Annotated in this window: 14 protein-coding genes and 1 tRNA gene; 7 read left to right on the top strand and 8 right to left on the bottom strand. The window is 68.6% G+C overall.

All coding sequences use genetic code 11. The features are described 5' to 3' along the window. Positions 1-90: 90 nt before the first annotated feature. Complete coding sequence (locus tag PKE72_RS10925) at positions 91-1,092, top strand: NADPH:quinone oxidoreductase family protein (protein ID WP_271165400.1); 1,002 nt, start codon at positions 91-93, stop codon at positions 1,090-1,092. A 164-nt stretch (positions 1,093-1,256) separates the two neighbouring features. Here the strand turns inward: PKE72_RS10925 and PKE72_RS10920 are convergent, their stop codons facing one another. Continuing rightward, complete coding sequence (locus PKE72_RS10920; protein ID WP_271165399.1) at positions 1,257-1,655, bottom strand: YkvA family protein; 399 nt, start codon at positions 1,653-1,655, stop codon at positions 1,257-1,259. 55 nt (positions 1,656-1,710) lie between these two features. On the opposite strand from PKE72_RS10920, the gene PKE72_RS10915 reads away from it, so the two are divergent. Next, complete coding sequence (locus PKE72_RS10915; protein WP_271165398.1) at positions 1,711-2,493, top strand: SDR family NAD(P)-dependent oxidoreductase; 783 nt, start codon at positions 1,711-1,713, stop codon at positions 2,491-2,493. Positions 2,494-2,736: 243 nt separating this feature from the next. Next, positions 2,737-2,811, top strand: a tRNA-Gly gene (locus PKE72_RS10910). Between the two features lie 57 nt (positions 2,812-2,868). On the opposite strand, the gene PKE72_RS10905 is transcribed toward PKE72_RS10910, so the two are convergent. Then, positions 2,869-3,324, bottom strand: a complete 456-nt coding sequence (locus PKE72_RS10905; RefSeq protein WP_271165397.1) for a DUF3429 domain-containing protein — start codon at positions 3,322-3,324, stop codon at positions 2,869-2,871. 131 nt (positions 3,325-3,455) lie between these two features. On the opposite strand from PKE72_RS10905, the gene PKE72_RS10900 reads away from it, so the two are divergent. The 3 genes from PKE72_RS10900 (at position 3,456) to PKE72_RS10890 (ending at position 6,220) form a co-directional block, all read left to right on the top strand. Continuing rightward, a complete protein-coding gene (locus PKE72_RS10900) occupies positions 3,456-3,830 on the top strand; it encodes a thiol-disulfide oxidoreductase DCC family protein (protein ID WP_271165396.1) in 375 nt (124 codons plus the stop codon). Positions 3,831-3,833: 3 nt separating this feature from the next. Further along, positions 3,834-5,372 (top strand): cryptochrome/photolyase family protein, encoded by a 1,539-nt coding sequence (locus PKE72_RS10895; RefSeq protein WP_271165395.1) that lies wholly within the window; start codon positions 3,834-3,836, stop codon positions 5,370-5,372. An 89-nt stretch (positions 5,373-5,461) separates the two neighbouring features. Beyond that, entirely contained in the window at positions 5,462-6,220 is a 759-nt protein-coding gene (locus PKE72_RS10890) for a M48 family metallopeptidase (RefSeq protein WP_271165394.1), read from the top strand. On the opposite strand, the gene PKE72_RS10885 is transcribed toward PKE72_RS10890, so the two are convergent. Genes PKE72_RS10885 through ccmA form a run of 6 tightly spaced genes read right to left on the bottom strand, consistent with a single transcriptional unit; the run spans position 6,221 to position 9,451 of the window. Then, entirely contained in the window at positions 6,221-6,475 is a 255-nt protein-coding gene (locus PKE72_RS10885; protein ID WP_271165393.1) for a hypothetical protein, read from the bottom strand. Positions 6,476-6,533: 58 nt separating this feature from the next. Then, on the bottom strand, positions 6,534-7,100 hold the full coding sequence (locus PKE72_RS10880; protein ID WP_271165392.1) for a DsbE family thiol:disulfide interchange protein: 567 nt from the start codon (positions 7,098-7,100) through the stop codon (positions 6,534-6,536). After that, complete coding sequence (gene ccmD, locus PKE72_RS10875) at positions 7,097-7,348, bottom strand: heme exporter protein CcmD (protein WP_271165391.1); 252 nt, start codon at positions 7,346-7,348, stop codon at positions 7,097-7,099. Before ccmD ends, PKE72_RS10880 begins: the two co-directional genes overlap by 4 nt. A gap of 1 nt (position 7,349) precedes the next feature. Beyond that, on the bottom strand, positions 7,350-8,069 hold the full coding sequence (locus tag PKE72_RS10870) for a heme ABC transporter permease (RefSeq protein WP_271165390.1): 720 nt from the start codon (positions 8,067-8,069) through the stop codon (positions 7,350-7,352). Positions 8,070-8,123: 54 nt separating this feature from the next. After that, positions 8,124-8,831 (bottom strand): heme exporter protein CcmB, encoded by a 708-nt coding sequence (ccmB, locus tag PKE72_RS10865; RefSeq protein ID WP_271165389.1) that lies wholly within the window; start codon positions 8,829-8,831, stop codon positions 8,124-8,126. Next, positions 8,828-9,451 (bottom strand): heme ABC exporter ATP-binding protein CcmA, encoded by a 624-nt coding sequence (gene ccmA / locus PKE72_RS10860; RefSeq protein ID WP_271165388.1) that lies wholly within the window; start codon positions 9,449-9,451, stop codon positions 8,828-8,830. Before ccmA ends, ccmB begins: the two co-directional genes overlap by 4 nt. A gap of 372 nt (positions 9,452-9,823) precedes the next feature. Here ccmA and acnA point away from each other — a divergent pair, with 372 nt between their 5' ends. Beyond that, entirely contained in the window at positions 9,824-12,550 is a 2,727-nt protein-coding gene (gene acnA, locus PKE72_RS10855) for an aconitate hydratase AcnA (RefSeq protein ID WP_271165387.1), read from the top strand. Positions 12,551-12,567: the final 17 nt, after the last annotated feature.

Here is a 12,567-nt window from a genome sequence, read left to right as displayed (position 1 = left end):
CTTTAGCGTCGTCGAGAAGGCCGCGCCATGTCGGCCGAACACAAACGGGCCTCAAGTAGCGCGAAGCGCGATAGGCCCAAGGGAGGAATAATGCGCGCAGTCCTGTCCAAGGCCCCCGGTGGTCCCGAAACCCTCGTGGTCGAAGACGTGCTCGATCCCACGCCCAAGGCGGGCGAGGTGGTGATTGAAGTCAAGGCCGTTGGGATCAACTATCCCGACACCCTGATCATCGAGGACAGGTATCAGTTCCGCCCCGAACGGCCCTTCTCGCCCGGCGCTGAGGTCGCGGGCGTGGTCGAGGCGGTGGGCGAGGGCGTCAAAGGGGTTCGCAAGGGCGACCGGGTCATCGCCGTGCCCGGCTGGGGCGGGCTTGTCGAACGGCTGGCGGTCAAGGCCGAGACGGTCATTCCCATTCCCGAGGCCATGAGCTTCGAAGAGGCGGCGGCCCTGATCATGACCTATGGCACCAGCTATTATGCGCTGAAGGACCGGGCGCAGCTGAAGGCGGGAGAGACGCTGCTGGTATTGGGGGCGGCCGGGGGCGTGGGCGCCGCCGCGGTCGAACTGGGCAAGGCCATGGGGGCGCGGGTCGTGGCCGCCGCCTCGACCAACGACAAGGTCCAGTTCGCTCTGGACCTGGGGGCGGACAACGGCCTGATCTATCCGACCGGGCCGATGGACAAGGCGGCGCAGAAGGAACTGTCGGGCGAGTTCAAGCTGGCGACGGGGCGGGACGGCGCCGACGTGGTCTATGATGCGGTGGGCGGCGACTATGCCGATCCGGCGCTGAGGGCGATGGACTGGAACGGGCGGTATCTGGTGGTCGGATTCCCGGCGGGGATTCCGTCCCTGCCGCTGAACCTGACCCTGCTGAAGTCGGTGTCGGTGATCGGGGTCTTCTGGGGCGCCGCGGTGGCGCGCGATCCCCAGGGCCACGCCGCCAATATGGCCGAGCTGATGCAGATGTACGCCGACGGAAAGATCAAGCCGCGCGTGTCGCAGACCTTCCCGCTGGAGAAGGCGGGGGCGGCGATCAAGGCGCTGGGCGATCGTCAGGCTCTGGGCAAGATCGTGGTGGTCGTGGGGGATTGAGTTTCCTTCTCCCCTTGCGGGAGAAGGTGGCCCGAAGGGCCGGATGAGGGGTCGGTCGGTGCGAAACGGCGAGGCCTGTACGACCCCTCGCCCGACCGCGCCAGGACGACGGCTGCGCCGCCGTGCGCGGTCTCCCTCTCCCGCAGGGGGGAGAGGGGTAGGACCTACTCCCCCTTCAGCCGCTGCACCGCGTCCTCGGCCTGGTCGCGGTGGCGGCGTTTGATGTTGGCGCCGAGGGTGGCGATCAAAGCCGCGATGACGGCGGCGTCGTCGGTGTAGCCGATGCCCGCGAACAGGTCGGGGATCGCGTCGATCGGCATGATGAAATAGGCCAGGCCTGCGAAGATCATCCCCTTGGCGGGCAGGGGCGTAGCCGGGTCGCGCGCGGCGTACCAGGCGGCCAGGGCCTGATCCGCGAAGGGAATGCGGGCCGCGGTGCGCTGCAGCTTGGGCCAGAAGCCCTTGGTCACGCGCACCTCGTTGACCTTGACCACCGACGGGACCAGGGCCTTGCGCGGGTCAAGGGCGTCGGCGGGATCGGCGGGTTTGGCTTTGGCGGTCATGGCCGCTAAATCCTCAAACGAAACTCAGGTTCATTACAACATAGGAACGACCGGGATGAAACTCGACAACAGCATCGCAGCGGTGGTCACGGGCGGGGCCTCGGGCCTGGGCGAAGGCACGGCGCGCGCCATCGCCGCCACGGGCGCCAAGGTCGCCCTGTTCGATCTGAACGCCGAAAAGGGCGAGGCCGTCGCGGCCGAGATCGGCGGCGTCTTCTGCCAGGTGGACGTGACAGACGACGCCTCGGTCGCCGCCGCCTTCGCCAAGGCCCGCGCCGCCCACGGCCAGGAGCGGCTGACCGTCAACTGCGCCGGCATCGCCACCGGCATGAAGACTGTCTCGCGCAAGAAGGACACCGGCGAGATCAAGGCCCATGACATGGCCCAGTTCGAACGCACCGTGCGGGTCAATCTGTTCGGCACCTTCCGCGTCCTGTCGCAGTCGGCGGCCGGAATGGTGACCCTGGAGCCGATGGCGGACGGCGAGCGCGGCCTGATCGTCAATACGGCGTCGGTGGCGGCCCAGGACGGCCAGATCGGCCAGGCGGCCTATTCGGCGTCCAAGGGCGGGGTCTACGCCATGACCCTGCCGATCGCGCGGGATCTGGCCCAGGAAGGGGTGCGCTGCAACACCATCCTGCCCGGCATCATGTGGACGCCGATGATGGCCGGCATGGACCAGAAGATCCAGGACGCCCTGGCCGCCGCCATTCCCTTCCCCAGCCGCCTGGGCACGCCCGCCGACTATGCGTCCCTGGTGCTGGAGTTGGCCCGCAATGTCTATATCAACGGCGAGTGCATCCGGCTGGACGGGGCTATACGCTTGGCGCCGCGCTGAGGCGCGGAAGGGCGCTACGCTCGCGACGCGTTCCCGCCTTCGCGGGAATGACGAGGCTCGCTGCTTTAGCGCGAAGGCGCCTCCGTGGCGAGCGTCGGGGCGCGTCTACGGCGGGGCGGCGAGTGTTTTTTGGGCTCAAGCAGCACGAAGTGCGACAGCCCCAAAAAAAGGGGTTGCGGCCTGCCGCAACCCTCCGCTATACGCCCCCTCCTCGACGGGGAGCGCACCTAGCTCCTACGGAGTGCGGGCGTAGCTCAGTGGTAGAGCACAACCTTGCCAAGGTTGGGGTCGAGAGTTCGAATCTCTTCGCCCGCTCCAAGTCGAGACTGACAAAATCAGGGGCCTGTCGTTTTCGGCAGGCCCCGATTTTTTGCCCTAGATCAGGCCGGCCGCGAGGGTCAGGAGGCCCAGTCCGAGCGACAGAGGCGCGCGCAGGGCCAGCCAGCCCTGGGGCGTCAGACCGGCGGCCTTGAGCCGGAGATCCACGCCCAGGCTGGCGGCGAGGCAGACTCCCAGGACGATCAGGGATGGGCCGGGCCAGGTCTGACCGGTCGCCCAGGGCCAGGCCGTCGCCAGGGCCAGCAGGGACGGAGCCACGGCGGCGATCCAGACCCAACGCGGCGCCCCGCCCTGCGCAGTCGCGGCCAGGCCCCACCAGACCCCGCCCAGGAAGCTGAAGATCAGGGCGGCGTAGGCGTAGGCGAGGCTGAGGGCCGCGAACCGGACGTCCGGCCCGCCGAAAACCAGGACCGCGACCGCCGCCGCCTGGGGCAGAAGTCCGGCGAAGCCCAGGACGCGGGGGAGGGGCGGCAGTGCGGGGCGGTCGGTCATTTCGGCATCCATTGGATATCGGCCATCGATCAGGGCGGCGTCTGATCCAGGTTATAGAAATTTGCGTATAGGATTGCGACTGCGCGCTGCGTGCCCGGAAGGCCGTCGTCGTCGATGACTGGAGCCTTTCCTTGCCCTCAACCCCGACCCAGACCCCGCTGCTCGTCTGGTATGATGGGGGCTGCCCCCTGTGCCGTCGCGAGATCGCCCTGATGCGGCGGCTGGATCGCCGGGACGCGATCCAGTTCGTCGATGTGGCCTCAGGCGACGACGCGTCCTGTCCCCTGGACCGCGACGCCCTGCTCGCCCGGTTCCACGCCCGCGAGGACGGGCGGCTGCTGTCGGGGGCGGCGGCCTTTGCGGCCATGTGGCGGGCCATTCCCCTGCTGCGCCCTCTCGGGCTGGCGGCGCGCGCACCCATGGTGCTGGCGGGGCTGGAGGCCGCCTATCGGGTGTTTCTGCGCGTGCGCCCCCGGCTTCAGGCCCTGGCCCGCAAGGCGGGGTGAACCATGGCTGTCCTGAGGCTGGTGCTGGGCGACCAACTGTCCGACGGCCTGTCGGCGCTGGAGGGGCTTGAGCCCGGGGTCGACACTGTCCTGATGGCCGAGGTGCGCGACGAGGCGACCTATGTCCGCCATCACAAGCAGAAGATCGCGCTGACCTTCGCGGCCATGCGGAACCATGCCGAGCGGCTGGCGGCGCGGGGCGTGCGGGTGCGCTATGTGCGGATCGACGATCCCGACAACAGCGGCTCGATCACCGGGGAACTGGATCGGGTGCTGGAGGGCGGCGGCTACGACCGGGTGGTGGCCACCGAATGCGGCGAATGGCGGCTGGCTGAGCATCTGGCGGGCTTTGCGGAAGGGGCGAGGCTGCCTGTCGAGATCCGCGAGGATCGCCGTTTCCTCTGTTCGCATGACCGGTTCCGGCGCTGGGCCTCGGGCAAGTCGCAGCTGCGGATGGAGTTCTTCTATCGCGAGATGCGGCGCGAGACGGGCCTGCTGATGGACGGCGCCCAGCCGGAAGGCGGGCGCTGGAACTATGACGCCGAGAACCGCAAGAAACTGCCGCGCGGCGTGACGCCGCCTGCGCGGCTGCGCACCCCGCCGAATGCGACGACCCGAGTGGCCATCGCAGATGTCGAGCGGCTGTTCGGGGACCATTTCGGGTCGCTGGAGGCCTTCGGCTGGCCGACGACGGCGGCGGAGGCCGAGGCGGTGCTGGCGCATTTCCTGGAGGTGATCCTGCCGTCTTTCGGCGACTGGCAGGACGCCATGGCGGAGAACCAGCCGTGGATGTGGCACGGGCTGATTTCGACCTCTCTGAACCTGGGCCTGCTCGATCCGCTGGACGTCTGCCGCCGGGCCGAGGCGGTCTATCGCGCCGGGCGGGCGCCCCTGAACGCGGTCGAGGGCTTCATCCGCCAGATCCTGGGCTGGCGGGAGTTCGTGCGCGGAATCTACTGGCTGAAGGCGCCGGAGTATCGGGTCAGGAATTTCCTGGACGCAGACCGGGCCCTGCCGTGGTTCTACTGGTCCGGCGAGACCGACATGGCCTGTGTCGCCGATGCGGTGAAGACGACGCGGGACAACGCCTACGCCCACCATATCCAGCGGCTGATGGTGACGGGAAACCTGGCCCTGCTGCTGGGCGTGCATCCCGACGCCGTGGACGACTGGTATATGGCTGTCTACGCCGACGCCTACGAATGGGTGGAGATGCCCAATACGCGGGGCATGGCCCTGTTCGCCGACGGCGGGATCGTGGGGTCCAAACCTTATGCGGCGTCAGGGGCCTATATCGATCGGATGAGCGACTACTGCGGCGGCTGCCGCTATGATGTGAAGAGCAAGAGCGGCGACGCGGCCTGTCCCTTCAACCGGCTGTACTGGGGCTTTCTGGAGCGAAACCGGGGCCGGCTGAGGGACAATGTGCGGCTGGCCATGCCCTATCGCACCCTGGACGGTTTCGGCGAGGCCCGGCGCGCGGCCCTGGCGGCCGAGGCGGAAGCCTGTCGCACCCTGCTGGGGGCGACGCCCAGGGATTGAGCGGAACCTCGACTGGAACCTCGACTGGAACCTCGACGGGGGCTGCGAGATTTGCTTGGCTGTTCCGCAAATCGTGCACGAGGCCGCCTGTGATCCCTGTTCGTCGCCCCTTCCGTGTCCTGGCTGTCGCCGCCGTTGCGGCCTCGGCCCTGTCCGCCTGCGCCTATAACGAGGCGCTGGGGCGCAATCAGCTGCTGCTGGTGGACAACGCCTCCCTGTCGCAGCAGTCGACCGCCGCCTGGCGCGAGGCCATCGCCAAGCCGGGCGTTCAGACCTCCGGCGCCCAGGTCGATCGTATCCGTCGTGTCGGCGGGCGGCTGGTTCAGGCGGCGGGCCTGGGCGGCCGGACCTGGGACTACGCCGTCTTCAGCGAGAAGAGCCCTAACGCCTTCGTCCTCCCGTCCGGCCAGATCGGCGTGACCGACAGCCTGCTGGCCCTGGTCCAGAACGACGACCAGCTGGCCAGCGTCATCGGTCATGAGATCGGCCATGTCGTCGCCAACCACGCGGCCGAGCGCGCCTCGAGCCAGTCGCTGACCGCTGTCGGCCTGGCGGCCGTGGGCGGTGCGGCGGGACGCTATGGCGATGCGGTCAACGCCTATGGCGGCCTGGCGGCCCAATACGGGCTGCTGCTGCCCTACTCGCGACGCGATGAGCTGGAGGCTGACCGGCTGGGCGTGGACTATATGGCGGCGGCGGGGTTCAAGCCGTCCGAGGCCGTGGCCCTGTGGCGGCTGATGGCGGCGCAACGCCAAGCCAGCGTCCCGCAGTTCGCCTCGACCCACCCGTCGGATGCGACGCGGATCAATTTGCTGCAGCAGTATATCGCCAGCAAGGGCTGGAACTGATCAGACCTTGATGTCGAGATAGGTGCCCGGACGCATGATCCGGGGCGTTTCTCCGTCGGCCGCGGGCGGCGGCGCTACGGGGCGCGTCGGGGCGGCGACAGGCGCCTGAACCTGGATCGGCGTGGTTTGAACCTGGGACGCCTGAACCTGATTCATCGCGGCGCGGAAGAAGGCGGCCTGGGCGTTTCGCGCAGACGGAGCCTCGCCCACGGGCGTGGGCAGGGACTGCGGCAAACCGGGGCGAATCGCGCTCATGCCCAATCGTTAACGCATTCGGAGCGATCAATCGTTAACAATGCCTCTCGAAAGAGGGTTAACGCGCTTTTTCGTTCGGCAGGGGTCTCGGCGGGGCCTGCATAGAGGCGACCAGCCGGTCGATATCGGCGTCGTTCAGCAGGGGGCCGGACTGTTTGGCGGTGATCCGGCCCATGGCGTCGACGGCGAAGGTCTCGGGCACGCCGGAGATGCCCAGGTCCAGACCGGCCCGACCATCGCGGTCCACCAGAACCATGGAATAGGGATCGCCCAGCTCGTCCAGGAAGGCGCGGGTGGCGACCGGCTCGTCCTTGTAGGCTACGCCGACAACGGCGATCCCGCGCGCCTTCAGGGCCAACAGCTTGGGGTGTTCGATCCGGCAGGGGGCGCACCAGGAGGCGAAGACATTGACCAGCATGGGCCGACCGACCCCCGCCGTCTTGAGGTCCAGATTGCCAGGCCCGGCGGTGTCGCCGGTCAGCATGGGCAGAACCGTTTCCGGGATGGGCTGGCCGACCATGGCGTCGGGCTTGAAGGCCGGATCGCGCTTCAGCGACCAGCCGACGAACAGAGCGGCCAGGGCGACCAGAACCACGAGGGGAAGCAGGGCCAGCCAGCGGTTCACTTTTGGGGTCCTATCGCGCTTCGCGCTACTTGAGGACTTTCTGGTTGTCCTACCGCGCTTTGCGCTGCTTGAGGACGAGGGGCGTCCACCGCTTTAGACGGCGCGTCGGCTTCCAGTCGCTCCAGCTCACGCTTCCATCTGCGCGAGGCGATGACGGCGCGGGCGACCAGGGCGGCCAGGACCAGGGCGCTGACGCCCCAGGCGGGCCAGACGAAGGCGGCGTAGGGGGTCATGTCGAGGTCGAGCATCTTACGCTTCCAGGGCCTGGCGAGCGCGCAGGGTCAGGACGCGGCGGCGGCGGATCTCGGTGCGGATCGCCGTCAGCCATAGGGCCGCGAATAGGATCCCATAGGCGGCCAGCATGGTCAGGAAGGGCGGCAGATAGACCGTATCCAGGCCTGAGGATCCGGGGGTCAGGAAGCTGGCCGGCTGGTGCAGGGTGTTCCACCAGTCGACCGAGAATTTGACGATGGGCAGGTTGATCAGGCCGACCAGACCCAGGACGGCGGCGGCGCGCGCCCCCTTCTGTTCGTCGTCGATCGAGGCCCGCAGAGCCATATAGCCGAGGTAGAAGAGGAACAGCACCAGGACGCTGGTCAGGCGCGCGTCCCACACCCACCAGGTTCCCCACATCGGCTGGCCCCACAGCGAGCCGGTGAACAGGGCGAGCGCCGTGAAGGCGGCGCCGGGCAGGGCGGCGGCGCGGGCGGCGGCGTCGGCCAGGGCGTGGCGGAAGACTAGGGCGAAGAAGCTGGACACCCCCAGGGCCGAGTAGGCGCCCAGGCCCCAGACGGCGGCGGGCACATGGACGAACATGATCCGCACCGTGTCGCCCTGCTGATAGTCGGCGGGGACGGTGAAGCTGAGCCAGGTTCCGACCGCCAGCAGCACGGCCGCGACTGCCCAGAGGACGGGGGTCAGAGGGCCGGTGAAGGCCATGAAGCGCTGCGGGTTGGACAGGCCGAACATGGCGTCAGCGATTACGCGGCGTCGGGACGGCGGGCAAGCGGCGGATCGCGTCGGTCATCCCTGGGCGTTCCTGACCGCTGCGGCCCCGGCGAAGGCGGCGATGACGCCCGCGAACAGGACATAGGCGGTGAGGAAGGCCAGGGCCGGGCCGGGCGACTGGCCTGAGGCGGCGCGTTCCAGCGCGCCGGCCCCGAAGACGACCGGCGGAATGAACAGGGGCAGGACCACGACCGCGATCAACAGGCCTCCGCGTTTCGCTCCCAGGGCCAGGGCGGCGCCCAGGGTTCCGGTGAAGGCGAAGCCCGCCCCGCCGATCAAGGCCGACAAGGCGGTGAGCGGGATCAAAGCCGGCGGCAGACCCAGGGCCAGGGCGGCGACCGGCGCGGTCAGGGCCAGGGGCAGGCCGACCGCGATCCACTGGGCCAGGGCCTTGATCAGAACGACCGATTCCAGCGGCAGATGGCCCAGGGCCAACAGGTCCAGCGCCCCGTCCTCCAGATCCCGCTCGAACAGCCGCTCCAGCGACAACAGCGAGGCGAGGGCCAGAGCCAGCCAGGCGATCCCGCCGGCGACGGGTGAAAGCGTGCGCGGATCGCCGCCCACGGCCAGGGGCAGGACGGCGGTCAGACAGGCGAAGAAGCCGCAGGCCAGCAGGGGGCCGCCCCCGCCGCCCCAGGCCAGGTCCAGCTCGCGCTCCAGCAGCACGCGCGTCGCGCCGCGCAGGCCGGGGGGGCGGGGTTCGGCGTCCACAGGACGGCTCACGTCAGACCTCCCAGGTCCAGGGTGCGAGCGGGGAGGGGCAGGGGGTCGTGAACGGCGGCGAGGATCAGGCCGTCGGCGTCGAGATGGCGGCGCATCTGGTCGGCGAAGACGGCGCGCCAGCGAGCGTCCAGCGGCGCCATCGGCTCGTCCAGCAGCCATAGGGCGCGCGGCGACCCGACCAGCCGGCCCATGGCCAGACGGCGGCGTTGACCGGCGGACAGGCGGCGGACTTCGAGGTCCAGCAGCGGGGCGAGGCCGAAGGCTTCGACCGCATCGTCCAAGCCGCATTGGACGTGACCCAGCCAGTCGCACTGGAAGCCCAGCTCCTGGCGCGCCGTGCGACTGGTCTTCAATCCGTCCTGGTGGCCGAGGAAATGGGTTTCGCGGCCGCGCGCCAGCCGCTCGTCCAGCGGATTGCCGTCGCCGTCGTGGAAGGCGACCTCCCCCGCGTCGGGGCGCAGCAGGCCGGCGATGGCGCGCAGCAGACTGGTCTTGCCTGCGCCATTGGCGCCCGTCAGCACTACGGCTTCCCCGGCCTGGATGCGCAGGTCGAGCCCCTGGAACAGGAGCCGCTCGCCGCGGGAGACGGTCAGGTCGGAGATGGAGAGGGTGTGGATCATGACGGCGACACTCTCCCTCCCCGTTCCGGGGAGGGGCGTCGCGTAGCGACGGGGTGGGGGCGGCCCGGCGAGGGTGTACGATTTCCGGGAAGCAAGGCCAGTGATGGGGCGCGGAGCCCGCCCCACCCGGCTTCGCTCCGCTCAGCCCCCCTCCCCGGAACGGGGAGGGAGAAGAACGCCTTTGTTTTGAGAACCTTTCTCAATGTCCGCGTCGAGGGTGTGGACACATGGACGGTGCGCGATGAGCGGACTATAGGCACGATTGCCGCAGCAGGCTTTCGCCGCGCGCGCAGGGGCCCTGTGAGCCGCTGCGTCTGCCGCGCGAAGGCGCAACCGGATTGTCGGGCGGCGCTGACCAGAGGAAAACTCTCCATGCCGTCCACCGACAGCTTCAACACCCGCCAGGATCTTTCCGTCGGGCGCAAGAAATACGCCTATTACAGCCTTCCGGCCGCCGAGGAAGCCGGTCTGACCGGGATTTCCCGCCTGCCGCGCTCGATGAAGGTGCTGCTGGAGAACCTGCTGCGCAACGAAGACGGCGTCTCGGTGACGCAGGACGACCTGAAGGCCGTCGCCGCCTGGGTCGAGAACAAGGGTTCGGTCGAGCACGAGATCGCCTTCCGCCCGGCCCGCGTCCTGATGCAGGACTTCACTGGCGTGCCCGCCGTGGTCGATCTGGCCGCCATGCGCGACGCCATGAGCGCCCTGGGCGCCGACGCCGCCAAGATCAATCCGCTGGTCCCGGTCGATCTGGTCATCGACCACTCGGTCATGGTCGACCACTTCGGCACGGCCAAGGCCTTCGGCCAGAACGTCGAGCGCGAATATGAGCGCAACATCGAGCGCTACAACTTCCTGCGCTGGGGTTCGTCGGCCTTCAACAACTTCCGCGTCGTGCCCCCCGGCACCGGCATCTGCCACCAGGTGAACCTGGAGAACCTGGCCCAGACCGTCTGGACCCTGGACGAAGGCAAGAAGACCGTCGCCTATCCCGACACCGTCGTCGGCACTGACTCGCACACCACCATGATCAACGGCCTGGCCGTTCTGGGCTGGGGCGTCGGCGGCATCGAGGCCGAGGCCGCCATGCTGGGCCAGCCGATCCCGATGCTGATCCCCGAGGTCATCGGCTTCAAGCTGACCGGCCGCCTGCCGGAAGGCACGACCGCGACCGATCTGGTGCTGACCGTCACCCAGATGCTGCGCAAGAAGGGCGTGGTCGGCAAGTTCGTCGAATTCTTCGGCGACGCCCTGCCGAACATGACCATCGAGGACCAGGCGACGATCGCCAACATGGCCCCGGAATACGGCGCCACCTGCGGCTTCTTCCCCGTCTCGGCCGCCACCATCGGCTATCTGACCGCCACGGGCCGCGACAAGGCGCGCGTCGCCCTGGTCGAAGCCTACGCCAAGGCCCAGGGCCTGTGGATCGACGAGACCTCGGAAGACCCGGTCTTCACCGACGTTCTGGAACTGGACCTGGCCTCGGTCGTGCCGTCGCTGGCCGGTCCGAAGCGTCCGCAGGACCGCGTCGAACTGACCACGGCCGCCCCGGCCTTCGAAACCGCCCTGGTCGATGTCTTCGCCCGTCCGACCGACGCCCCGCGCGCGGCCGTGGACGGTGAGAAGTTCACCGTCGGCGACGGCGACGTCGTCATCGCCGCCATCACCTCCTGCACCAACACCTCCAACCCGTCGGTCCTGATCGCCGCCGGCCTGGTGGCGCGCAAGGCCAATGCGCTCGGCCTGAAGGCCAAGCCCTGGGTCAAGACCTCGCTGGCCCCCGGTTCGCAGGTCGTCACCGACTATCTGACCGACGCCGGCCTGCAGAAGGACCTGGACGCCCTGGGCTTTAACCTGGTCGGCTATGGCTGCACCACCTGTATCGGCAACTCGGGCCCGCTGGATCCGGCGATCTCGAAGGCGATCAACGACAACGCCCTGGTCGCGACCTCGGTCCTGTCGGGCAACCGCAACTTCGAAGGCCGCGTGAACCCGGACGTCCAGGCCAACTATCTGGCCTCGCCCCCGCTGGTCGTGGCCTACGCCATCGCCGGCTCGATGCGGATCGACATCACCAAGGATCCGATCGGTCAGGACAAGAAGGGCAACGACGTCTTCCTGAAGGATGTCTGGCCGACCTCGCAGGAGATCGCCGACATCCAGAAGAAGTCGGTCACCCCGGCCATGTTCGCCAAACGCTACAAGGACGTATTCAAGGGCGACAAGCACTGGCAGGCGATCAAGGTCACGGGCGGCCAGACCTATGAGTGGGACGACGCCTCCACCTATGTCGCCAACCCGCCGTACTTCGAAGGTCTGTCGATGGACCTGACCCCGGTCCAGGACATCGTCGAGGCGCGCGTCCTGGCCATCTTCGGCGACTCGATCACCACCGACCACATTTCTCCGGCCGGTTCGATCAAGAAGACCTCGCCCGCCGGCGTCTATCTGACCAACCACGGCGTCGAGGCGGCCGAGTTCAACAGCTACGGCGCTCGTCGCGGCAACCACGAAGTCATGATGCGCGGCACCTTCGCCAATATCCGGATCAAGAACCGGATCACGCCCGAGATCGAGGGCGGCGTCACCAAGCACTTCCCGTCGAACGACACCATGTCGATCTATGACGCCGCCATGCGGTATCAGTCGGAAGGTCGGCCGTTGGTCGTCTTCGCCGGCAAGGAATACGGCACCGGCTCGTCGCGCGACTGGGCGGCCAAGGGCACCCGCCTGCTGGGCGTTCGCGCTGTCATCGCCGAAAGCTTCGAGCGTATCCACCGTTCGAACCTGGTCGGCATGGGCGTCGTGCCGCTGCAGTTCAAACAGGACGGCTGGCAGAAGCTGGGCCTGACCGGCGAGGAGATCGTCACCATCCGCGGCCTGTCCGACGCCAATGTCGGCAAGCTGCGTCCGCGTCAGGATCTGTGGGTCGAGCTGTTCCGCCCGTCGGACGGCAAGATGGCCCGCTTCCCGGTCCGCTGCCGCATCGATAACCAGACCGAGATGGACTATCTGCTGGCCGGCGGCGTCATGCCCTACGTCCTGCGCAACCTGGCCCGGGGCCCGGAAACCGAGGCGCCGATCGCGGCCGAATAGGCAGCGGTTCGCCGAGA

The organism is Brevundimonas intermedia (assembly GCF_027922165.1).
In the GTDB taxonomy this organism is placed as follows: domain Bacteria; phylum Pseudomonadota; class Alphaproteobacteria; order Caulobacterales; family Caulobacteraceae; genus Brevundimonas; species Brevundimonas intermedia.
Note: the sequence above shows the minus strand (reverse complement) of the source record. Positions and strands in the feature narration are given on the sequence as shown.